The sequence below is a fragment of the Corallococcus sp. M7 genome (assembly GCF_054512695.1).
In genome coordinates this window covers 9051057-9070640 of record NZ_CM137252.1, presented here as the reverse complement: position 1 = coordinate 9070640, position 19584 = coordinate 9051057, and the positions used below count along the sequence as shown (strand labels likewise).

At 70.1% G+C, this 19584-nt stretch carries 17 protein-coding genes; 7 read left to right on the top strand and 10 right to left on the bottom strand.

The window, feature by feature from the left end; all coding sequences use genetic code 11:
• Window positions 1-98 precede the first annotated feature (98 nt).
• Window positions 99-2024: a sulfatase-like hydrolase/transferase gene (locus tag ACX114_RS36415; protein WP_459292089.1), complete on the top strand. Its 1926-nt coding sequence runs from the start codon at window positions 99-101 to the stop codon at window positions 2022-2024.
• Here ACX114_RS36415 and ACX114_RS36410 read toward each other — a convergent pair.
• Window positions 2021-2947 (bottom strand): type VI immunity family protein, encoded by a 927-nt coding sequence (locus tag ACX114_RS36410; protein WP_459292087.1) that lies wholly within the window; start codon window positions 2945-2947, stop codon window positions 2021-2023. The two genes, ACX114_RS36415 and ACX114_RS36410, sit on opposite strands and share 4 nt — an antisense overlap.
• Window positions 2944-3579, bottom strand: a complete 636-nt coding sequence (locus ACX114_RS36405) for a hypothetical protein (protein WP_459292085.1) — start codon at window positions 3577-3579, stop codon at window positions 2944-2946. Before ACX114_RS36405 ends, ACX114_RS36410 begins: the two co-directional genes overlap by 4 nt.
• A gap of 332 nt (window positions 3580-3911) precedes the next feature.
• On the opposite strand from ACX114_RS36405, the gene ACX114_RS36400 reads away from it, so the two are divergent.
• Window positions 3912-5669: an eCIS core domain-containing protein gene (locus ACX114_RS36400; protein WP_459292083.1), complete on the top strand. Its 1758-nt coding sequence runs from the start codon at window positions 3912-3914 to the stop codon at window positions 5667-5669.
• A 6-nt stretch (window positions 5670-5675) separates the two neighbouring features.
• Here ACX114_RS36400 and yedA read toward each other — a convergent pair whose 3' ends face one another.
• Window positions 5676-6575, bottom strand: coding sequence for a drug/metabolite exporter YedA (yedA, locus tag ACX114_RS36395; protein ID WP_459292081.1), 900 nt, complete (start codon window positions 6573-6575; stop codon window positions 5676-5678).
• Between the two features lie 207 nt (window positions 6576-6782).
• Between yedA and hrcA the strand changes: the two genes are divergently transcribed.
• Window positions 6783-7814 (top strand): heat-inducible transcriptional repressor HrcA, encoded by a 1032-nt coding sequence (gene hrcA / locus ACX114_RS36390; protein WP_459292079.1) that lies wholly within the window; start codon window positions 6783-6785, stop codon window positions 7812-7814.
• A 9-nt stretch (window positions 7815-7823) separates the two neighbouring features.
• Here hrcA and ACX114_RS36385 read toward each other — a convergent pair whose 3' ends face one another.
• Window positions 7824-8756, bottom strand: coding sequence for a lipid kinase (locus tag ACX114_RS36385; protein WP_459292077.1), 933 nt, complete (start codon window positions 8754-8756; stop codon window positions 7824-7826).
• Between the two features lie 285 nt (window positions 8757-9041).
• On the opposite strand from ACX114_RS36385, the gene ACX114_RS36380 reads away from it, so the two are divergent.
• Entirely contained in the window at window positions 9042-9494 is a 453-nt protein-coding gene (locus ACX114_RS36380; RefSeq protein ID WP_459292075.1) for a transcriptional regulator, read from the top strand.
• A 70-nt stretch (window positions 9495-9564) separates the two neighbouring features.
• On the opposite strand, the gene ACX114_RS36375 is transcribed toward ACX114_RS36380, so the two are convergent.
• From ACX114_RS36375 to ACX114_RS36365, 3 genes are all read right to left on the bottom strand, one after another.
• Complete coding sequence (locus ACX114_RS36375; RefSeq protein ID WP_459292073.1) at window positions 9565-10278, bottom strand: HAD family hydrolase; 714 nt, start codon at window positions 10276-10278, stop codon at window positions 9565-9567.
• A 46-nt stretch (window positions 10279-10324) separates the two neighbouring features.
• Window positions 10325-11146, bottom strand: a complete 822-nt coding sequence (locus tag ACX114_RS36370; RefSeq protein ID WP_459292071.1) for a LolA family protein — start codon at window positions 11144-11146, stop codon at window positions 10325-10327.
• An 87-nt stretch (window positions 11147-11233) separates the two neighbouring features.
• Window positions 11234-11581: a hypothetical protein gene (locus tag ACX114_RS36365; protein ID WP_120551649.1), complete on the bottom strand. Its 348-nt coding sequence runs from the start codon at window positions 11579-11581 to the stop codon at window positions 11234-11236.
• 215 nt (window positions 11582-11796) lie between these two features.
• Between ACX114_RS36365 and ACX114_RS36360 the strand changes: the two genes are divergently transcribed.
• The 3 genes from ACX114_RS36360 to ACX114_RS36350 all read left to right on the top strand — a co-directional run bounded on the left by ACX114_RS36360 (window position 11797) and on the right by ACX114_RS36350 (window position 15710).
• A complete protein-coding gene (locus tag ACX114_RS36360; RefSeq protein WP_459292069.1) occupies window positions 11797-12798 on the top strand; it encodes a site-2 protease family protein in 1002 nt (333 codons plus the stop codon).
• Window positions 12795-13562, top strand: coding sequence for a hypothetical protein (locus tag ACX114_RS36355; RefSeq protein ID WP_459292067.1), 768 nt, complete (start codon window positions 12795-12797; stop codon window positions 13560-13562). Before ACX114_RS36360 ends, ACX114_RS36355 begins: the two co-directional genes overlap by 4 nt.
• 150 nt (window positions 13563-13712) lie before the next feature.
• Window positions 13713-15710 carry an ATP-dependent DNA helicase gene (locus ACX114_RS36350; RefSeq protein ID WP_459292065.1) on the top strand — a complete coding sequence of 666 codons (1998 nt, stop codon included), beginning with the start codon at window positions 13713-13715 and terminating at the stop codon, window positions 15708-15710.
• Here the strand turns inward: ACX114_RS36350 and ACX114_RS36345 are convergent.
• The 3 genes from ACX114_RS36345 to ACX114_RS36335 all read right to left on the bottom strand — a co-directional run bounded on the left by ACX114_RS36345 (window position 15664) and on the right by ACX114_RS36335 (window position 19583).
• Complete coding sequence (locus ACX114_RS36345) at window positions 15664-17811, bottom strand: TonB-dependent receptor (protein WP_459292063.1); 2148 nt, start codon at window positions 17809-17811, stop codon at window positions 15664-15666. The two genes, ACX114_RS36350 and ACX114_RS36345, sit on opposite strands and share 47 nt — an antisense overlap.
• 129 nt (window positions 17812-17940) lie before the next feature.
• Complete coding sequence (locus ACX114_RS36340; RefSeq protein ID WP_459292061.1) at window positions 17941-18360, bottom strand: DUF5684 domain-containing protein; 420 nt, start codon at window positions 18358-18360, stop codon at window positions 17941-17943.
• A 116-nt stretch (window positions 18361-18476) separates the two neighbouring features.
• Window positions 18477-19583 carry a type IV pilus twitching motility protein PilT gene (locus ACX114_RS36335; protein ID WP_459292059.1) on the bottom strand — a complete coding sequence of 369 codons (1107 nt, stop codon included), beginning with the start codon at window positions 19581-19583 and terminating at the stop codon, window positions 18477-18479.
• Window position 19584: the final 1 nt, after the last annotated feature.

Genomic DNA, 19584 nt, shown 5'->3' with positions numbered 1-19584 from the left:
CGGCCGTTTGCGTCCCACGGCGACGCGGCCCGTGAGGCCGGTGTCTCTGCCCGTGGCTCTGGAGCGCCGTTGGTATGGGGCGTGCTCAGGGACGGGGCATGTCCACGTCCTCGCGGCCCAACATCCTCGTCCTGACGGTCGATCAGCTTCAGTTCCCCCGCTTCGCCTATGGGCCCGAGGGCGGCTTCCTGCCGGCCATCAAGGACATCCTGGGCTTCGTGGAAGAGGGAGGGGAGGACAACCCGTTCCGGAAGTTCTTCCCCGGCTTCGCGGCGCTGCGCAGGAACGCGGCGGTGTTCCGCAACCACACCATCGCGGCGTCGGCGTGCACGCCCAGCCGCGCGGTCATCTACACGGGACAGTACGGCACGCGCACGGGCGTCACGCAGACGGACGGCCTGTTCAAGAGCGGTGACGCGGCGGCCTTCCCGTGGCTGTCGGCGCAGGGGATTCCGACGCTGGGGCACTGGTTCCAGAAGGCGGGCTACCACACGCACTACTTCGGCAAGTGGCACGTGAGCAATCCGCCGGACCACTCGTTGAAGGAGTATGGCTTTGACGACTGGGAGTTGTCGTATCCGGAGCCGCACGGGGCCTCCATCAACAACCTGGGCGCGTTCCGTGACGAGGGCTTCGCGGACCTGACGTGCGGCTTCCTGCGGCGGATGGCGTTGGGTGAGCCGTACAACCGGGCGCTGGCGGAGCAGTCGTACGCGGCGCCGAGGGCCGCCGCGCCGGAGGGCGAGGCCCAGCCGTGGCTGGCGGTGGCGTCGTTCACCAATCCGCACGACATCGCGACGTATCCCATCCTGCCGAGGCAGTTGGACCCGGGGGCGCCCAAGCTGGGGCCGTTGCCAGTGCCGGCGCAAGGGGCGCGGTCGGTGACGCCCACGGCGGGGACGCTCACGGTGCCGCTGAACCCGCTGGGGTTCCCGCAGGAGAACGCGAGCGTGCCGTCGAACCTGCGCGACACGCTGAAGAACAAGCCGGACTGCCAGCGGGACTATGCGTACAAGATGGGGCTCGCCCTGTCGTCGAAGACGGGGCTGACGCTGCACCAGGCGAACGAGAACATCGACCCGGTGACGGTGACGTTGAACTCGGGCATCCCGTTCCAGCTGACGCACGACCCGGAGAAGGCGGCGGAGCGCTTCCAGCAGTACTACGCGTGGCTCATCCACCTGGTGGACGGGCACATCGAGCGGGTGCTGCGGACGCTGGATGAGACGGGGCTCCGGGAGAACACGGTGGTGGTGTTCCTCTCCGACCACGGTGAGTACGGCGCGGCGCACGGCTACCTGATGGAGAAGTGGCACGCGTCCTACCAGGAGGCGCTGCACGTGCCGCTGGTGGTGCAGTTCCCGAAGGAGCAGCCGACGCGGCACATCGACGCGCTGACGAGCCACGCGGACATCGTGCCCACGGTGCTGGGGCTGGCGGGCATCCCGCGCGAGGAGCAGGTGGCGATCCGCACGGACCTGCGGCTCCACCGCCCGGTGCCGCCCTTCGTGGGCGCGGACCTGAGCCCGCTGGCGAGGGGCGAGTCCACCACGGTGCTGGAGCCCAACGGCACGCCGCGAGAAGGCGTCCTCTTCATCACGGACGACGAAATCACGGAGCCGCTGCCGCGCACGGGGGACCCGCACCAACTGCACGACGACGCGCTGTACACCGTGTACACGCGAGCGGTGGACAGGCTGCGGGAGCAGGGCAAGGTGCCCGGGTTGAGGCCCGGAGCGGTCTGCCAGCCGAACCATGTCCGCTGCGTGCGCACGCCCCGCTGGAAGCTGGCGAGGACGTTCGACCCGTCCGGAGCGCACGCGGACCAGTGGGAGCTGTACGACCTGGAGACGGATCCGCTGGAAATGGAGAACCTGCTCGTCTTCGACCAGCCGTTCCCGACGCTGATTCCGTCACTGCCGCGAGGTCTGTCCCGCGTGGAGGTGGAGGAGGCGGCGCGTACGACGCATGCGCTGCTGGAGCGCTACGAGGCGGAGAAGCTGTCGCCCTGGCCGCAGGGCTAGAGGAACCGCCGGAGCCACTGGTTCGTGTCGTGTTGGAAGGGGAGGAGCTCTTCGCCTTCGTACTGGAAGAGGAAGGGCTCCATCAGGCGGGCCAGCGCGCGGTACTGGGGGGGAATGGCCTTCGCCTGCGTGTCGATGGGGTCAGGCCATTTGTCCAGCGTGACGAGGACGCGGTCACCGTCCATGGGGAGCAGGGAGACTTCTGGGAAGGGGAGCGCGTTCCGGAGCGCGGTGATGCCGCCCAGTTGTCCCAGCAGGGGCTGACCGAGGAAGGTGAGCCAGGCGGGGCTCAGGGCGCGGGTTCCAAGGATGGAGCCGAAGCTCTCGATCCCGTGAAGATCCAGGCCTGGGTAGCGCGCGAGGAGGTCCTCGACAAGGTCCCACCTCGCCGCGCTCCACATGCCATGTGACGAGATGATGGCGAAGCTGGTGTACCCGAAATTGAAGGGCAGCTCGCGAGCGAGCTCCAGGGCCAATGTGCGGAGATGGGCCGCCCCACTTCCCTGGAGGTAGCTCGTGGGAAATGCGAACGACACCGTGCTGACGGGATCTTTCTCGAACGGGTTGTCGAGTGGCCGGCCTCTGTACTCAAAAAAGAATCCGCTGGAGACCTCGCCTCCGCCTGGACTTTCCGATAGCCCTGCACTCCCGCTGTGGTCCCAGGGCCTTTCGAGCATCTGTTGGCGAACGACCTCCCAACTCTTGTCATCAAGTTCGAGAATGTCGCCGTCATCTGTGTCGTACCAACCCAGCGAGCCTGGAGGGATGGCGCGAAGATAGAGCTGCAATGCGCGCCATACCGCGACTGCAATCTCCTTGTGGTTGCGGTGGATGAAGAAGCTGAGGATGACGCCATCGCGTGCGGCGGGGAGCGGGGGCGAACCTTTCGACCACAGGCGGATGATGGGGTACTCCCTGGTCATGGCCTTCCCTTCGTTACCCCAGTGCGGGGCGAAATGAGCGGAACCTGCCCTCCCAGGGCTTTCTCGTAGATGGTCCATTGGGACTGGTCCGCATAGGGACTGTTGCTCCCATACTCCGTCCATCGTGGCGGGTTGGTGTCCGGGCACGGGAACTTGAAGTCCAGGGTGAGCGCGGACTTCAGCAGGTTGCGGTCTGCGTGCAGGACGATGTCCGGCTTGATGGTGCCTCGGAGTTCCTCGGTGCAGCCGTCGGCGATGAGTTGCGCTTCTTTCGCCCGGCTGAGGGTCTCCAGGAAGCGGGCGTTCGGGTAGTAGCGGTAGCGCTGCTCGATGCTGAAGGGCGCGGGCCATAGTTCCTTCAGCACCGCTTCCGCGCACTGAAGCGCGAGCACGTGCTTCTGCTTGCCGAGTTGCATGGCCCGCGTCACGGGCTTGCCACAGTGGTCCCGTTCGACCACTTCGGCGCATTCCTGGCGCGTCGGAGGCCGGTCGCGGAAGTAGCGCGCATTGCCCAACTGCTCCGCCTGGACAGCGCACGCGGCGAGTTGCTCCTCAAGTTCATCCGCGTCGTGGTGGTCTTCCTGCATCAGCGCGAGCACGGCCGGAGGGATTGCCCGGACCAGGGGAGGCACCCGCGGCCCGGGTGGCGGACGCAGTGGCCTGCTCCGCCACATACGCCGCGTGCCGTGCCTTCCCTGCGGTCTCCGAATCCACGAACCGCAGGTCCCCATGCCGGGAATGCCGTGAGCCACCGGCACATGCCGTGAGCAACACACACAACACCCAGAGGCTCATCACGGGACGCACGTTCCGGACTCTATTGCCTCCTCGGGCTTCGAGGTGCGGCCTGTCTTCAGGGGCTCGCGGTGAGCTGGGAACCCTGGTGTAGTAGATGTTTCACGGGACACGCCCCGATACATTGGGAGCACGGATATTGGATGCTCGGCACCGTTGGATCTCCCCCTTGCTCCTGGAGCAGGTCCGCGCTCGGGGCCAGGCGCTCCCACGGCGGTTGCGTGTCCGGTTCGAGCGCGCCTTCGGAGCCGACCTGAGCGCTGTGCGCCTGCACGAGCATCCCCTGGTCGCGAGCCTGGGGGCACAGGCCCTGTGCTGGGGAGAGCAGATCCTCTTCGCTCCGGGTGCATTGGCGCTCGACCTGTCTCGCGGGACCCGGATCCTCGCGCATGAGCTGGTGCATGTGCTCCAACAGCGCGCGGGGCGCGTCCCTCACGGGAACGGCGGCGCCGGATTGCTCGTGGACGAGGCCCTGGAAGCAGAGGCCGAGGCCCTGGCGGCTCAGGCCCTCTCCGGTGAGCGTGCGGAGCTCGCGGGTTCCCGGGCGGGGACCTCGCCCACCCCAGCGCTTCAGGCGTACCACGTCATCCAGAACGCCCAGCTCGGCGCCCAGGACGTCCACCTCCACAACGCCACCTTCGAGACCCAGCGGGACGGACTGCGGCCCCAGCCCTACCCGAAGACGCACGCGGACAGCTTCCTCATCGACGCGGGGACCGCGAACGTCATGGTGCGGGCGCACAACCAGGTCGCGCTCCGGTTCTCGGATGACAACGAACTCGCCATCGAGGACACCGATCCCCGCCACGAGCAGGCCAGGCACTTCTTCGCCACGGACCGCGCCATCGACCGGTGCAACCGCGCGTTGAGGTCCGTGGGCTCCAGCTATCGCATCGCCAAGGTCCCCGGGCCGCGCTACCTGGAAATCGGCCCTCCCGCGCAGCCGGGCTGTCTGCCCTTCCTGCGCGGCCCGGGACCCAAGCGGCTGTTCCAGGTGGCCATGTCCGAGGACGGGCACCTCGAGCCCGCCGTGTCGCAGAACTGCAACGAAATCTCCGGCAAGGTCATGGGGGAGCAGCAGGACTCGCAGCGCACCGTGAGGCTCTCGCAGTCCGGCAATCAGCTCTTCCTCAACCTGCCGCGCTGGCAGCTCGGAGGATGGGCCCCCGTCTTCCCCGCCCACGGCGACATCCCCTTCCGGCTGGCGGTGCTCCTCACCACGTTCCTCTTCCATGGACAGGGAGAGGGCCCCAACGCCGCCGCGGCCCGGCAACGCGCGGTCAACGATTACCAGGTGGGACTGCAGAACGCGCTGGCGGGCGCCAATACACCCAATGCCCAGATGGCGGCGCTCGCGGGCTACTACGGCCCCATTGGCCGCAACTATGGCCGGCTGGTGAACCGGGTCCGCGCCAACGCCGGCATGACGCTCAACGGCGTCAACCTCAACGGACAGACGCTCCAGGCACGCTACGAGCAGCTCCTCTACCGGCTGGGCCTCAACGCCTACGCGGATCCGCGCGTGGGTGACGCGTTCCAGACGTACTCCGTGGGCGCGATGGAGCGCTACCAGGACGCCCAGAACCGCAACTGGATGCGGATGCGGGACGAGGTCGCTCCCCGCGCGGTGGCGCCCATCCCTCCGCCCGTCTACTGCGAGCCGGTGTGGGAGTATCACTGGGGCGGCGTGGTCGCGGAGAGCGGCGCGGACCGCATCACCTTCGAGAACTACGCCCGCAACTACGAGGATCGCAATGGCCCCCAGCTCCAGGGCGGCGAGTTCCGCGCGTTCTTCCAGATGACCCGCGTGCCCACCGGGGTCAATGATCCGCTCATCGCCCAGTCCTGGCATGAGAGCTGTTACGCCCACGGCTTCGCCAACGCCCTGACGATGTGCGTCTCCAAGATCAGCCGCTGTGGGCGCTGAACCGGCTCACCGCTTCCCGCGGGCCAGCAGCATCACCGCGACCAGGATGGCGCTCATCGCTCCCCAGGTCATGGGGCCCAGCGTCTCTCCCGCGAACACCACGCCCAGCAGCACCGCCACCGCCGGGTTCACGTACGCGTAGCTCGTCGCGAGCGCCGGCCTCGCGTGCTTCAGCAGATAGGCATACGCGCTGAACGCCACCAGCGAACCGAACACCACCAGATACACGAACGACACCATCGCTCGCGGGGGCACCGTGTCCGCCATCCGCTCGCCCAACACGAAGCTCAGCGCCATCATCATCACGCCCGCGCTCAACATCTGTGTCGCCGGCGTCATCAACCCCGCGGGCATCGGCAACCGCCGGCTCCACACCGACCCGAAGGCCCACGCCGCCGGCGCCACCACCACCGCCAGCGCCGCCACGCCTCCGCCGCTCATGTCACCGCCCAGGTTGAGCAGCGCCACCCCCGCGAACCCCAACACCAACCCCGCCAGCTCCGCGCGACCCGGCCTCTGCCCGAACGCCGCCCCGAAGATGGCCGCCCACAGCGGCATGCTCCCCACCACCAGCGCCGCCACCCCGGAAGGCACCCCCAGGTTCTGCGCCACCGCGATGCCCCCGTTGCCCAGCACCAGCAACAGGAAGCCCGTCACCACGCCCGCGCCCCACTGCCGCAGGCCCGGCCCCGGCTGCCCCCTCAGCCGCAACCCCGCGAACAACACCCCGCCCGCCAGGAGGAAGCGCATCCCCGCCATCCGGAACGGCGGAAAGCCCGTCAGCGCGAACCGCATCGCCAGGTAGGTCGACCCCCAGATGACGTAGAGCGCGAAGAGGCTGAACAGCAGGCGGCCCCGGTGGGGCACGGGCTCGGCTACGTCGGGGGTCGCGGTCGCGGTCGTCACGGCGGCGGCCTTCTAACCCCCACCTCCCTCCCGTGCGATGTGCGCTTTGCCGTACCCGTGCCACGCAGGCCGGCGGACCAGCGCCCCGCCTGCCTGCCCTCCGAAGAGGCCCCTCCCAATTGAATGCCCCGGGCGTCCCTTTTAGAATTCTACAGGAGGCATGGAGACCCGGAGGTCGGGCCGACACCCTCCGGAGCGTGAGCGGGAATGCCCGACGAATTGGGTGAGCGCGAGAAGGAAGTCCTCCGGGCCGTGGTGCAGGAGTACATCACCACCGGCGGCCCGGTCGGCAGCCAGCAGCTGACTCGCAGAGGAGAGTTCGAAGTGTCCTCCGCGACCATGCGCAACGTGCTCGCCGACCTGGAGGCCCTGGGCTTCCTGGAGAAGCCCCACACGTCCGCCGGCCGCGTGCCCACCGACCGGGGCTACCGCTTCTACGTGGACACCCTGGTGAAGCTGCGCGACCCCGCCCCCCGCGACCGCGAGCTCATCCACGCCGGTCTCGTCCACGAGTCCAGCCTGGACGACGTGCTGTCGGAGGCCAGCCGCGTGCTGCACTCGCTCACGCGCCACGCGGGCGTCGTCCTCACGCCCCGCCCCGACGCCGCCCGGTTCCAGCGCATCGAGTTCCTGCGCCTGCGCGAGAACCGCGTGCTCGCCATCCTCGTGGGCCAGAACGGCCAGGTGCACAACAAGGCCCTCACCGTGGACTTCCCGGTGACGTCCGACGAGCTCATCAAGGCCAGCAACTACCTCTCCGAGCTGCTGCACCAGGTGCCCCTGGAGGAGGCGCGCGAGCGCATCCGCGCGGAGATGGACCAGGAGCAGGCCCTCTACAACGCGCTCACCGCCAAGGCCCTGCGCCTGGGCGCCGCCGCCACCGACCTGCAGACGCCGGAGCGCGTGCTCATCGAAGGCACCGGCTCCTTCCTGGAGCAGCCGGAGTTCGCGGACGTGGAGCGCATCCGCGCGCTCTTCCGCGCCCTGGATGAGAAGCACAAGCTGCTGCACCTGCTGGACCGCGTGCAGCGCACGAAGGAGATGCACGTCTTCATCGGCGCGGAGAGCGAGTTCTCCGCCGCCGGTGACGTCACCGTCATCGCCAGCCCCTACGGCACGGCGGAGGCGGTGCTGGGCACCGTCGGCGTCATCGGGCCCACGCGCATGGACTACCGGCGCGTGATTCCCCTGGTGAACTTCACCGCCCAGGTGCTCTCCAGCGTGCTGGAGAAGGTGTAGCGCCAGGCCCTACTGCGGCGCGGGCGCGTAGACGCGCAGCGCCGCGGGGGCCACCTCGAAGCGCATGGGCGTCATGCCCACGTTCTCCCCGTCCGCGTTCACCTCCATGGGCGGGTCCGTCTCCACGACGAGCCGGGACGCATGCAGGTGCACGACGGACTCGTGCTCCAGGTGCCCGCCGCTGCGCATGCCCAGCGCCACGCGCGCCAGCGTGGCCACGTCCTGCAGGTGGCCCAGCCCCGTGCGCTCGCCGCCGTCCGCCATGGAGGGCGCGGTGATGGCGTAGACGTGGAACTTGCGGTCATCCAGCGTGGCGTCCGGCGCCACCATGTTGCCCGCGCCGTGGTAGCGGCCGTTGCCCACCACCAGTTGGAGCGCGTCCACCTCCAGCGTCTGGGAGTCCGCCTGGATCCGGACGTGGAAGGGCTGCAGCGTGCGCATCTCCGCGGCGGCGGCCATGGGGTAGGCCAGCTTGCCGGCGCGCTGCTTCAATTCCTGCGTGAGCCGCTTCGCGATGGCGGTGGTGAGCCCCAGGCTGGCGGCGTTGAGGAAGGGCCGCCCGTTGACGAGCCCCACGTCCACGCGCGCCGTGTAGCCGCCCGCGATGACGTCACACGCGGCCTCCAGCGTGTCCGGGATGCCCAGCGAGCGGGCGAAGTCGTTGCCGGTGCCTAGCGGCACCACGCCCAGCGTCACGTCGCGCCCCATCAGGGCCTGCGCCGCGCAGCTGATGGTGCCGTCGCCTCCCCCTACGAGGACGCGGCGGGCCCCCTGGGCGATGGCCTCCTCCACGACCTTGCGCAGGCGCTTGGGCCGCGTGAGCGCGTGCGCCGCCATCAGCGGGATGCCGTGGGCGGCCAGCAACTCACGGGCATGTTCGAAGGCATCGCGCCCGGAGCGCGAGCGCGTGTTCACCACCAGGACCGCGGGCCCTTCATCCATGTGACGAAGGCGCGGAGGCGCGTTGAGTGCGGGTTCCAGATGAAACCTCGGCTTTCGATTCAGCGCCTCCAAGCTGCGCACGATCGTCCCAGGACACCAGCGGGACCCATGCGCAAAGGGCAGGGGCTCTGTCCATTCCCCACCGCCCGCGCCTCGAGAGCTTCCACGGGTGGACAGGGGTAGGGGGCCCGCGGGTTCCCTCCCTGGGTCGTCGTGTTCACCTTCCAGGCGACGCGGACTCCGTGCCACGGACCCGCGCCGGGACGTTCTCCAGGAGGGTATTGAATGGCACGAGGAAGCAAGACCAAGTACTCGGCGAAACAGAAGCGCATGGCCGAGCACATCGAGAAGGGCTACGAGGACAAGGGCGTCAGCGAGAAGACCGCCGCGGCCCGCGCCTACGCCACCGTGAACAAGCTCACCGGTGGCGGGATGAAGGGGGGCTCCGGCAGCAAGGCGAAGGCGGCCCGCCGGCGCCCCACGGCCCGCAAGAACGCGCGCAAGGCCGGACGCGTGGGCGGCAAGCGCCGCGCCGCGACGGCGAAGAAGACCACCTCCAGCCGCAGGAAGGCCGCGCCCACCCGGGCCCGGCGCACCACCACCGGCCGCAAGGCCACCTCGCGCACCGGCACCGCCGGCAAGCGCTCCACGGCCCGCAAGAGCACCGCGCGCCGCGGGACGGCTCGCAAGAGCACGGCGTCCCGTTCACGCGCGAAGCGGGGCGGTTCGCGCAAGTAGCAGCGGCAAGGGCTCCACCGGTGGCCACGGGTTCGTGGCCGCCGGGGACGCCTTCACCCCGTCAGGGGCTTCAGCGCGACTCCTCGTCCTTGGAGGTGTCCCGCGACGCCGCGTCCCAGGGCCAGATGTCGGGATCCGTCTCCAGGCGGCGCAGCAGCTCCGCGGGGTCCTTCACCAGCGTGCGGCAGCCGGCCGTGCGCAGGTCCTCCGCGCGGAAGCCGCCGCACAGCACGCCCACGGACGCCAGGTGCAGCTTGCCCGCGGCCAGCGCGTCGTAGGGCGTGTCGCCCACCACCACCACCGTGGCGGGGTCCGGCTTGCCCAGCTTCGCGAGCGCGGCCTCGAAGATGTCCGGGTGCGGCTTGCTCTTGTCGACCTCGTCCTTGGCCGTCTTCGCCTCGAACAGGCCGTCGATGCCGCACAGCTCCACGTAGCGCTTGAGCTCGTCGTCCTTGGCGCTGGAGGCCAGGGCGATCTTTCGGCCGCGCTTGCGCAAAAGCTGGAACAATTCCTTCACGCGCGGGAAGGCGCGCACCTTGGGCAGGAACTCGCGCTTGAAGCGCGCGGAGCGGTCCTCCTCCAGGTCCTTGCCGAAGCGCTCCAGCTCCTCGTCGTTGAAGAAGACGGGCAGCAGCTGGTCGGCGCCCTTGCCGATCTGGCTTCGCACGTGGGCGAACGGGATGTCCCGCCCGAACTCGATGAACGACCGGCGCCAGGCCTCGGCGTGCTCGTCCACGGAATCCACCAGCGTCCCATCCACGTCGAAGATGACGTTCTCGACCATGCGCGGCAAACCTCCGCCGCCAAGGTGGCGATGGGCAGCGGGCCGGTCAACCGCCCGTGGGTGACTTCGGTCCACTCTCCTGCGCTTCGCTGTCCACGAGTGTCCGGGTCTGCACGCTGTATCCGTCCGGAGCGGCGGGGGTGAAGGCGTCGTTGGGCAGCGGCGTCTTCAGGTCCACCTTCGACAGCACCGTCTCCCCCTGCTTCGCGTCCCCCAGCCAGCGGGTGAGCTTCCGGGGCACGCACAGCCCCAGGGCCGCGTCGCAGTGCTCCTCCTCCATCCGCACCTCCGCCCGGGTGCCGTCCGGCGCGCGCGTCTTCTTGGCCAGGAAGTCCAGCGAGGGCCAGCGCAGCACGTACGTCACCTCCACGCCGCCGCCCGCCTCGCCCTCCAGCGCCATGGTCAGCTCCACGGCCTCCTTCGCCTGGGGCAGGCCGGTGACCCGCTTCGCCTTCGTGCTGCGCAAAAGCAGCGGCGCGCGGAAGCCGTCCGGCACGAAGGGGGTGAAGATTTCGGTGAGGAACGCGGACAGCTTCTCCGCGGAGACCTGGGAGGTGAAGGTGGTGAACTGCTTCGTCGCCTCCACCTGCTCGTACAGGTGCTTGCCGTCCCACCACACCTGCCGGGCCTGGGGCGCGGACACGGTGCCGCGCATCTTCTGGGGCGCGCGGTACGCGAAGGTGAAGCCCGCGGAGGCGGTGTCCCCTTCGGTCTGGGTGCCCTCCAGCTGGTAGGCCTGGAGCTTCGCGTCGCGCGCGGCCAGCTTCTCGCGCACCTGGGCCATCAGCTCCGCGTCGTTCGCGCCTCCGGACGAGGACGAGCGGCACGCGACGAGGCACACGAGGGGCACGAGCAGGAGGGCGCGCATGGTGAGACTCCAGGGGACTGGAAATGGAAAAGGCCCCGCTGTTTCCAGGGGGCCTTCGGACTGCCTCGGTGAGGAGGCAGCTTGGGACTACTTCACCGCCACGCCGGTCGCGGAGGAGCTGGTGATGCCGATGATGGTGCCGAACAGGGCGAAGATGCCGTGACGGGGCGTGGTGGAGGCCGACTTCAGGTCCACCTTGGAGGCGCCCATGGCCTTCGCCTCGGTGATGAGGAGCTTGTTCACCACCGTGTCCAGGTCGCTCTGAACGATGTCGATGATGTGGAAGATCGCGGTCAGGCCCAGCGAGCTGCCCTGGATGACGGCCACGGCCTCGCCGTTGGCGGCGATCTCGGAGCCGGAGACGACGGCGGACTCAACGCTGGTGCAGCCCACGAGGGAGGCGGCAGCGACGGCGGACAGGATGAACTTCTTCATGGTTATCTCCCCAACGGATGGTGGCTTGGATGGTGACGGAGCGGCCCTGGCGGGCACTCCGCCGTTCAGTAAGGCCTCAAGCGGCCGGGGTCGTAGCAGAAGGCTTTTTCAAGTCAAGGACCCGGGGCGGGTTATTCCGAGTTCTGTTGGACACTTCATCCGCCGGGCGGCGCGGAACCGGTCGCCCCTCCCGCGGACATGAGGCATCTTCGCGCATGCACCCGGTTTCCGTTCCCCGTCCCGCCCCGAACCGCGTCTGGCTGCACCTGCTGCTGTTCGTGGTGACGCTGGGGACGACGTTCCTCGCGTACCTGCTGCTCTTTGGCCGCTCGTTCCCGTTCAGCGGGGGCGGGCTTCTCGACGAGGACCGGACCCAGGCGCTGTTCTTCAGCGGGTCGCTGCTGGCCATCCTGGGCTCCCACGAGATGGGGCACTACGTGCTCGCGCGGTGGCACCGGGTGGACACGTCCCTGCCGTACTTCATCCCGCTGCCGGTGCCGGGGAGCCTGGGCACGCTGGGCGCGGTCATCCGGCTGCGCGGGCGCATCCCCACGCGCAACGCGCTGGTGGACATTGGCGCCGCGGGGCCGCTGGCGGGCCTGGTGGTGGCGCTGCCCCTGCTCTACTGGGGGCTGTTGCACTCCACGGTGGTGGACTCGCCGCCGGTGCCGTCCACGTTCCCTGGGGAGTCGTCGCTGTGGGTGCTGGGGCAGGACCTGCTGCGCTGGGTGATGGAGAAGGTGACGCAGGCGCCGCCCGCGATGGCGCCCGTCTACACGAGCCACCAGACGCTCTTTGGCGACAACCTCTTCATGAAGGCGCTGACGTGGCTGGCGCTGGGCCCCCTGCCGGAGGGCAAGGACGTGGTGGTGCACCCGGTGGTGATGGCGGCGTGGTTCGGCCTGCTGGTGACGCTGCTCAACCTGCTGCCGGTGGGGCAGTTGGACGGCGGGCACCTGACGTTCGCGGTGCTGGGCCTCAGGGCCCGCTGGGTGGGGCAGGGCGTGGCGGTGGTGCTGCTCTTCCTCACCGTGTTCGTCACCGCGTCGTGGGGCCTGTGGCTGGTGGTGGCGAGCAAGGTCGTGGGCTTCGGCCACCCGGAGGTGTTGCGGCCGGAGGAGCCCCTGAGCGCCTCGCGCAAGGTCATTTGCGCGCTGTGCCTGCTGGCGCTGGTAGGGTGCGCGATGCCCATCCCGCTGCGAGAGGTGTGGTCATGAAGTACCAGTGCGAAAGCTGCGACCGTCTCGTCAAGGTGGAGACCTACGTCCTGGAGGACCACGCGCTGGCCGTGGGGTGCCCGGTGTGTGGGGCGTGGACGCGGGCGGCGCCCTCGATCTCCAAGCCGGCCTCCCCCCGGCCCACGCCCGCTCCGCCCGCTCCGGAGGGTGACAGCGTGGAGGAGGTCGCGGTGGCGGCGCCCTACGCGGGCCCTCTTCCTCCGCCCCCCTCGCGGCCCAGCGTCACCGCGCTGCGGGTGGTGCGTCCGGACGCGCCCGCCGCGGCCCCGCTCGCGCTGGACGAGGACCCCTTCCATGCGCCGCCGGGCCGCTGCCCCAAGTGCGTGGCGCCCATGCGCGAGGACGCCGGGGCCTGTTCGGCGTGCGGACTGGTCTACGCGAACTTCATCCCGGAAGAGCACCAGCCCTCCGAAGTCCTGGCCCAGGAGTGGCGCGAGCTGATGGCGACCTGGCACGACCCGGACGCGCATGACCGCGTGCTGTCCCAGGCGATGCTGCGGGGCGAGATGGCCATGGTGGGCCGGCTGTACCGCATGCGGCTCGCCCGGGCGCCGAATGACGCCCAGGCGCTGCGCGGGAGGGATGAGGTGGTCCGCCGCGTGACGACGGCGACGGCGCTCACCTCCGACGGACCGTCACCGGAGCTGGGGCGCAGGGTGAAGACCGCGGTGATGGGCACCGTGCTGGTGGTGTCCCTGGTGCTGCTGCTGGTGCTCTTCCACATGATGCGTGGCTCCTACTAGGCGGCAGGCAAAGTCGGAGCGCTGGCCGGCCCGCTGGGTGGGCGGGCGGGGGACGGGGCCTCAAGGGCGCGACAGGGAACGCGCGGGGGGCGACGGGCGCTGTTATCCTGCGGGGCCGCCTTTTCCGTCCTCCTGCCCCCGAACCGCCGCATGTCCGCGCCCGCGCCCCGTCCTCTCTCTGTCGACAGCCTGCTGGGACCTGGTGGCGCGCTGGAAGAGGCGCTGCCCGCGTACGAGCACCGCCCGGAGCAGCTCCAGATGGCGCGCGCGGTGGAGCGGGCCTTCTCCGAGGGCAGCTACCTGCTGGCGGAGGCCGGCACCGGCACGGGCAAGACGTTGGCGTACCTGGTGCCCGCGCTCCTGTCGGGGCGCAAGGTGGTGGTGTCCACGGCCACGAAGACATTGCAGGACCAGGTGTTCTTCAAGGACCTGCCGCTGCTCAGCGAGAAGCTGGGGCTGCGCTTCGAGGCGGCGTACCTCAAGGGGCGCGGCAACTACCTGTGCCTGCACCGCTACGACTCCTTCGAGAAGGACCCGCAGTTCGTCTCGAAGGAAGAGGCGAAGCAGTGGCCGCTGCTCAAGAAGTGGGTGACGCAGACGGAGACGGGGGACCGGGCGGAGCTGGACCTGCCGGAGTCCTTCGCCGCGTGGTCGCGGCTGTCCACCACGTCGGAGACGTGCCTGGGCTCGCGCTGCTCTCAGTATGAGACGTGCTTCGTCACGCGGATGCGCAAGCGCGCGGAGGCCGCGGACCTGCTGGTGGTGAACCACCACCTGTTCTTCGCGGACCTGGCGCTGCGCAGCTCCGGCAAGCGCACGGAAGGGGTGCTGCCCTTCTACGACGCGGTCATCTTCGACGAGGCGCACGCGCTGGAGGACGCGGCCAGCAGCCACTTCGGATGCAGCGTGTCCAACTACCGGTTGGAGGAGCTGTCGCGCGACGCGGTGGCGGCCCTGCCGGCGAAGGACGAGCGGCACGCGACGCTCTCCGCGCTGGCCCAGCGGGTGCGCTCGCACGCGGACGCGCTGTTCCTCCAGGCGCCGCGCGCGCTGGGGCTGTCCAGCCAGGAGTCCACCGTGGCCCTGCGCCCGGAGACGATGGGCAAGCTGTCCGGCGCGCTGGAGCAGGTGCGCGAGGGCCTGGCCGCGCTGGCGTCCTTCGCGGGCAGCGAGCGCGAGCCGGAGCTGGCCGCCATCCACCGCCGCGCGGAGGAGATGGCGGAGCAGCTCACCTTCCTGGAGAAGTCCGAGTCCGCGGACCACGTGTACTGGGCGGAGGCGCGCGGCAAGGGGCTGTTCCTGCGCGCGAACCCCATCGACGTGGCGAAGGAGCTGCGCGACCGGCTCTACGGCGCGCTGGACACGGTGGTGTTCACCTCCGCGACGCTGGCGGCGGACAGCCGCTTCGACTTCTTCGCCAAGCGCATGGGCATGTACGACGACGAGGGCCAGCCCGTGACGCGCGTGCGCACGCTGGCGGTGCCCAGCCCGTTCGACTTCCCCCGCCAGTCCGCGCTGTACCTGCCCACGCACCTGCCGGACCCCAGCGCCCCGGGCTTCATCGAGGCGGCGGCGGAAGAAATCATCCAGCTGTGCGAGGTGACGGGCGGGCGCGCGTTCGTGCTCTTCACGTCGCTGCGCAACATGGTGCGCGCGTACGAGCTGACGGCGACGCGGCTGCCCTACCAGGCGCTGCTCCAGGGAGAGCGGCCCAAGCAGCAGCTGTTGGATGCCTTCCGGCAGACGCCCAGCGTGCTCTTCGCCGCGCACAGCTTCTGGGAGGGCGTGGACGTGCCCGGGGACGCGCTGAGCCTGGTCATCATCGACCGGCTTCCCTTCGCGTCTCCTGGCGACCCGCTGGTGGCCGCGCGCATCCGTCAGATCCAGGCGCGCGGGGAGGAGCCCTTCGACCAGTACCAGCTGCCGCAGGCGGCGCTGGCGCTGCGCCAGGGCTTCGGGCGGCTCATCCGCACGCAGGCGGACCGGGGCATCGTGGCGATGCTGGACCGCCGCATCGTGACCAAGGGCTACGGCCGCGTGTTCCTCTCCAGCCTGCCGCCCGCGAAGCGGATGGAGGACACGACGGAGCTGAGCCGCTGGTTCAACGGCCCGGTGCGCCCCGTGCCGCCCGTGCGCTCGATTCGCTGAACACGTCGCGCAGGCGCAGGCCCACGCGCGCCTGGAAGGGCGGGGCCAGCGTGTCCACGCCCGCGCGGCCCGCGAGGTACTGACGGTCGAAGAGGTTCTCCACCGCGCCGAAGGCGTCCACCTTCCAGAAGAGGTGGCGGCTCACGAACAGGTCCACCACCGCCGCGCCGCCCATGCCGCGCGTGTTGAGGTCGTCCTCGTACTGCGGGCCGAACACGCGCAGCTGCGCGGTGACGGAGACGATGGACGGGTCGTCGAAGGTCACCGCGAGCGAGCCGCGATGCCTGGGGTCCTGCGGAAGCTGGCGGCCCACGAGGTCGGGCTGGCCGGGGGCTCGCGTGACGACGGGGTCCACGAAGGTGTAGGCGGCGAGCGCGGTCCACTGCCGTGACACGCGCCAGTCCGCGCCCAGCTCCACGCCTCGCACGCGGGCCCTGCCCAGGTTCTGGCGCTGGCGGGTGGCGCCGCCCGGCAGGGGCGTGGCGAGGGTGACGTTGGTGACGGGCGCGTCCAGCACGTTCCAGAAGCCGGTGACGCGGCCGGTGAGCCCGCGCGGGCCGGTGGCCTCCACGCCCGCCTCGGTGCCCCAGAGGCGCTCGGCGCCCAGGTCCGGGTTCGCGGCGGTGAGGACGGTGCCCACCTGGAAGGGGCGGTAGAGCTCGTTGAGCGTGGGGGCGCGGAAGGCGCGGTACGCGGAGGCGCGCAGGGTGAGCCACTCCAGCGGGCGCACGCGCGCGGCCAGGCGCGGGCTGAGCTGGCTGGCGGTGCGGGCCTCGAAGTCGGTGGCGGTGGTGGTGCCGTTCGCGAAGCTCTCCAACTGGTTGCCGTCGAAGTTGCGCCACGTGTCCCAGCGCAGCGTGCCGGCGAACTCCAGCGCGGGGGACACGGTGTAGAGGTCCTGCACGAAGACGCCGCCGGACAGCTGCGTGCCCCGCGTGTTGCGCGCGTAGAGCGTCGTGGCGGTGTAGCTGGCGGGGAAGAGCACCTCGTCGGCCCTGCCGTGGGAGCGGCGCACGTCCACTCCCGCGGCGAGCACGTGGCTTCCTCCCAGCGTCAGCTCCGGACCGGTCCAGACGAGCGAGCCGCCCTGGTCGTTCGCGGGCACGTCCTGGAGGGCGGAGCGGACCTCGAAGTTACGGTCCGGGGTGACGCGGGCGCGGTCCTGGGCGAAGTGCTGGGTGCGGCCGAAGAGGCCCAGCTCGAAGGTGCCGGCGGAGTCCGTGCGCAGGCGCGCGTTCGCGGCGAACCACGCCAGGTCCACGCTGGCGACGGTGTACTGGGTGCCACCGTTCTGCGTCTCGCGGAACACGCCCGCGCGGGCGGAGAGGGAGAGGTGGTCGGTGGCCTCTGCTTCGATGCGCGCCTGCGCGCTGACGTGGTTGGAGGGCGTGTCGCCGTCGATGCGGCCGCGCTGGCTCTCCGGGACGATGCGGTAGCCGTCGCTGGTGAGGCCCTCGACCTCCAGGGATGCGCCCACGCGGCCCCAGCGGTCCGCGATGCGAGCGGCGGCGAAGCCGGTGCCCAGGTTGCCCACGGACAGGTCGGCGTCGAGCACCGGACCGGTGATGGGCCGGGAGAACAACTGCACCACGCCGCCCAGCGCGGCGCTGCCGTAGAGCGCGGAGCCGCCGGTGGGGACGACCTCGATGCGGTCCAGGCCCTGGCGGGGCAGGGCGCGCCAGAAGACCCAGCCCCCGTAGGGGTCGTTGAAGGGAAGCCCGTCCAAGAGCACGAGCCCGCGAGCCACGCCGGACGGCGCGAGCCCGCGCAGGTTGAGCCCCTGCGCGGTGGGGTCCGCGACCAGCGACGGCGTGCGGCGGAACGTGGCCGCGGACGGCAGCGTGCGGATGAGCGCGTCCTGCGTGAGCGTGGGGCTGCGCTCCATCTCCGCGCGGGGAATCACCACCGTGGTGGCGGGCACGTCGCGCAAGGGACGCGGCAGCCGCGTGGCGGTGACGACGGTGCGGGTGTCGCGAGGAGACTCGGGTTCGGGGACCGTGTCCTCGTCCACGGCCTGCGCGCTGGCCACTCCGGGCAGCAGCAATGCCAGTCCAAGGCGGCAGGGGAGCGACAGTCGGGAAGAGGCGCGCGGTCCAGGCATCGCGCTTCGCTCTACTGGATGTCGCGCTCACGGGCGAGCAATGGCGGGCGCCAGAAACACGAACGGCGGTGAAGCGACCGGAAGGCCACTCCACCGCCGCCGTTCACGGCCGCGAAGGCCGTGGGGGAACTACGCCGCGGCCATGCCACCGCCGGAGGCGGCCGGGTCCTGGTACTGCGCGTCGCCGAAGCCGAGGATGGCGTAGAAGACCGGGCCGAGCAGCGCCAGGCCGATGCCGAAGCCCGTGCCCTTGCCGAACGACTTCGCCATGTCGATGCCGATGATGAAGAGAGCGATGATGTTCACGCACGGCAGCAGCGCCAGCACCACCCACCACGCCGGACGGCCGACGATCTGGGTCATCACATAGATGTTGTAGAACGGCACGATGGCCGCCCAGCCCGGCTGGCCCGCCTTGGCGAACGTCTTCCACAGGCCGGCGATCGTCACACCGATGAAGGCCAGGTAGATGATCCAGAACAGCGGGCCCGGGCCCGCCGCCTGCTGGTCCTGCATCTGCTGCATCATCTCAAGCTGCTGCTGATCCATGACTTCCCCCTCGGAAGTTTGGGACCCACCTCGGTGGGCGGGTCCACGTTCATTCCCGAACAAAGGCGAAGTCGGGGGGAGAAAGCAAATTCCTTCCCCACCGGAAGGGCGCCCCCCTAGGCCTTCAGCGTCTCCGGCACCTGCCAGTCCGGCTTCAGGCGCTGGATGACCTTCACGAAATTCTCCTTGTCCTGGGCTTTCTCCAGGGCGGCCTCGGGGAGGATGACGTCGTCCTTCACCAGCCGCTCCAGGTGCATGTCCAGGGTCTGCATGCCCTGGCCCTGCCCGGCCTGCATCTTGGAGGCGATCTGGAACACCTTGCCCTCGCGAATCATGGCGGCGATGGCGGCGCTGCCCACCAGGATTTCGAGCGCGGCGACGCGGCCCTTGCCGTCCGCGGTCTTGATGAGCTGCTGGGCGACGATGCCGGCCAGCGACTCCGCGAGCATGCCGCGCACCTGGCCCTGCTCGTCCGCGGGGAAGGAGTTGATGATGCGGTCGATGGTGGCGGGGGCGCTGTTGGTGTGCACCGTGGCGAAGACGAGCACCCCGAAGCTCGCCAGCTGGAGCGCCAGCTTCATCGTCTCGTTGGTGCGCAGCTCGCCGATGAGGATGACGTTGGGGTCCTCGCGGCCGGCGGAGCGGATGGCGGTGGCGAAGCTGGAGGCGTGCGGGCCCACCTCGCGGTGGGTGACCTGGGACTTGAGCGATTCGTGCACGAACTCCACCGGGTCCTCCACGGTGAGCACGTGCGCCGGGCGCGTCTTGTTGATGTGGTTGATCATCCCCGCGAGCGTCGTGGACTTGCCGGAGCCCGTGGGGCCCGTGACCAGCACCAGCCCGCTGCGGCGGTCCGCCATCTTGCGCACCACCTCCGGCGTCTTCAGGTCCTCCAGCGACAGGACCTTGCTGGGGATGGTGCGGAACACGGCGCCAATGCCGGTCATCCGGTAGAAGTAGTTCGCGCGGAAGCGGGCCTTGGTGCCGTAGCCGTAGGCGAAGTCCAGGTCCAGCTCCTCCGTGATCTGCCGCTTCTGTTCGGGCGAGCAGATTTCAAAGAGCAGCGACTCCAGCTCCTCGGTGGTGAGGGCCTCCTCGCGCAGGGGCACGAGCTCGCCGCGGATGCGGCCCAGGGGCGGGTAGCCCACGCCCAGGTGCAGGTCGCTGCCCTTCTTGTCGAGCAGGATGTCGAACCAGGCGGCGATGCGGGGGGTGTCCGTCATG

Excerpts from the sequence above, each read along its gene's own strand:
- ACX114_RS36355 (WP_459292067.1), top strand. The coding sequence starts at position 12,795 with ATGAAGTACCAGTGCGAAAGCTGCGACCGTCTCGTCAAGGTGGAGACC.
- ACX114_RS36385 (WP_459292077.1), bottom strand. The coding sequence starts at position 8,756 with ATGGATGAAGGGCCCGCGGTCCTGGTGGTGAACACGCGCTCGCGCTCC.
- ACX114_RS36345 (WP_459292063.1), bottom strand. The coding sequence starts at position 17,811 with ATGCCTGGACCGCGCGCCTCTTCCCGACTGTCGCTCCCCTGCCGCCTT.
- hrcA (WP_459292079.1), top strand. The coding sequence starts at position 6,783 with ATGCCCGACGAATTGGGTGAGCGCGAGAAGGAAGTCCTCCGGGCCGTG.
- ACX114_RS36360 (WP_459292069.1), top strand. The coding sequence starts at position 11,797 with ATGCACCCGGTTTCCGTTCCCCGTCCCGCCCCGAACCGCGTCTGGCTG.
- ACX114_RS36380 (WP_459292075.1), top strand. The coding sequence starts at position 9,042 with ATGGCACGAGGAAGCAAGACCAAGTACTCGGCGAAACAGAAGCGCATG.
- ACX114_RS36350 (WP_459292065.1), top strand. The coding sequence starts at position 13,713 with ATGTCCGCGCCCGCGCCCCGTCCTCTCTCTGTCGACAGCCTGCTGGGA.
- ACX114_RS36340 (WP_459292061.1), bottom strand. The coding sequence starts at position 18,360 with ATGGATCAGCAGCAGCTTGAGATGATGCAGCAGATGCAGGACCAGCAG.
- ACX114_RS36415 (WP_459292089.1), top strand. The coding sequence starts at position 99 with ATGTCCACGTCCTCGCGGCCCAACATCCTCGTCCTGACGGTCGATCAG.
- ACX114_RS36375 (WP_459292073.1), bottom strand. The coding sequence starts at position 10,278 with ATGGTCGAGAACGTCATCTTCGACGTGGATGGGACGCTGGTGGATTCC.
- ACX114_RS36410 (WP_459292087.1), bottom strand. The coding sequence starts at position 2,947 with ATGACCAGGGAGTACCCCATCATCCGCCTGTGGTCGAAAGGTTCGCCC.
- ACX114_RS36370 (WP_459292071.1), bottom strand. The coding sequence starts at position 11,146 with ATGCGCGCCCTCCTGCTCGTGCCCCTCGTGTGCCTCGTCGCGTGCCGC.
- ACX114_RS36335 (WP_459292059.1), bottom strand. The coding sequence starts at position 19,583 with ATGACGGACACCCCCCGCATCGCCGCCTGGTTCGACATCCTGCTCGAC.
- ACX114_RS36365 (WP_120551649.1), bottom strand. The coding sequence starts at position 11,581 with ATGAAGAAGTTCATCCTGTCCGCCGTCGCTGCCGCCTCCCTCGTGGGC.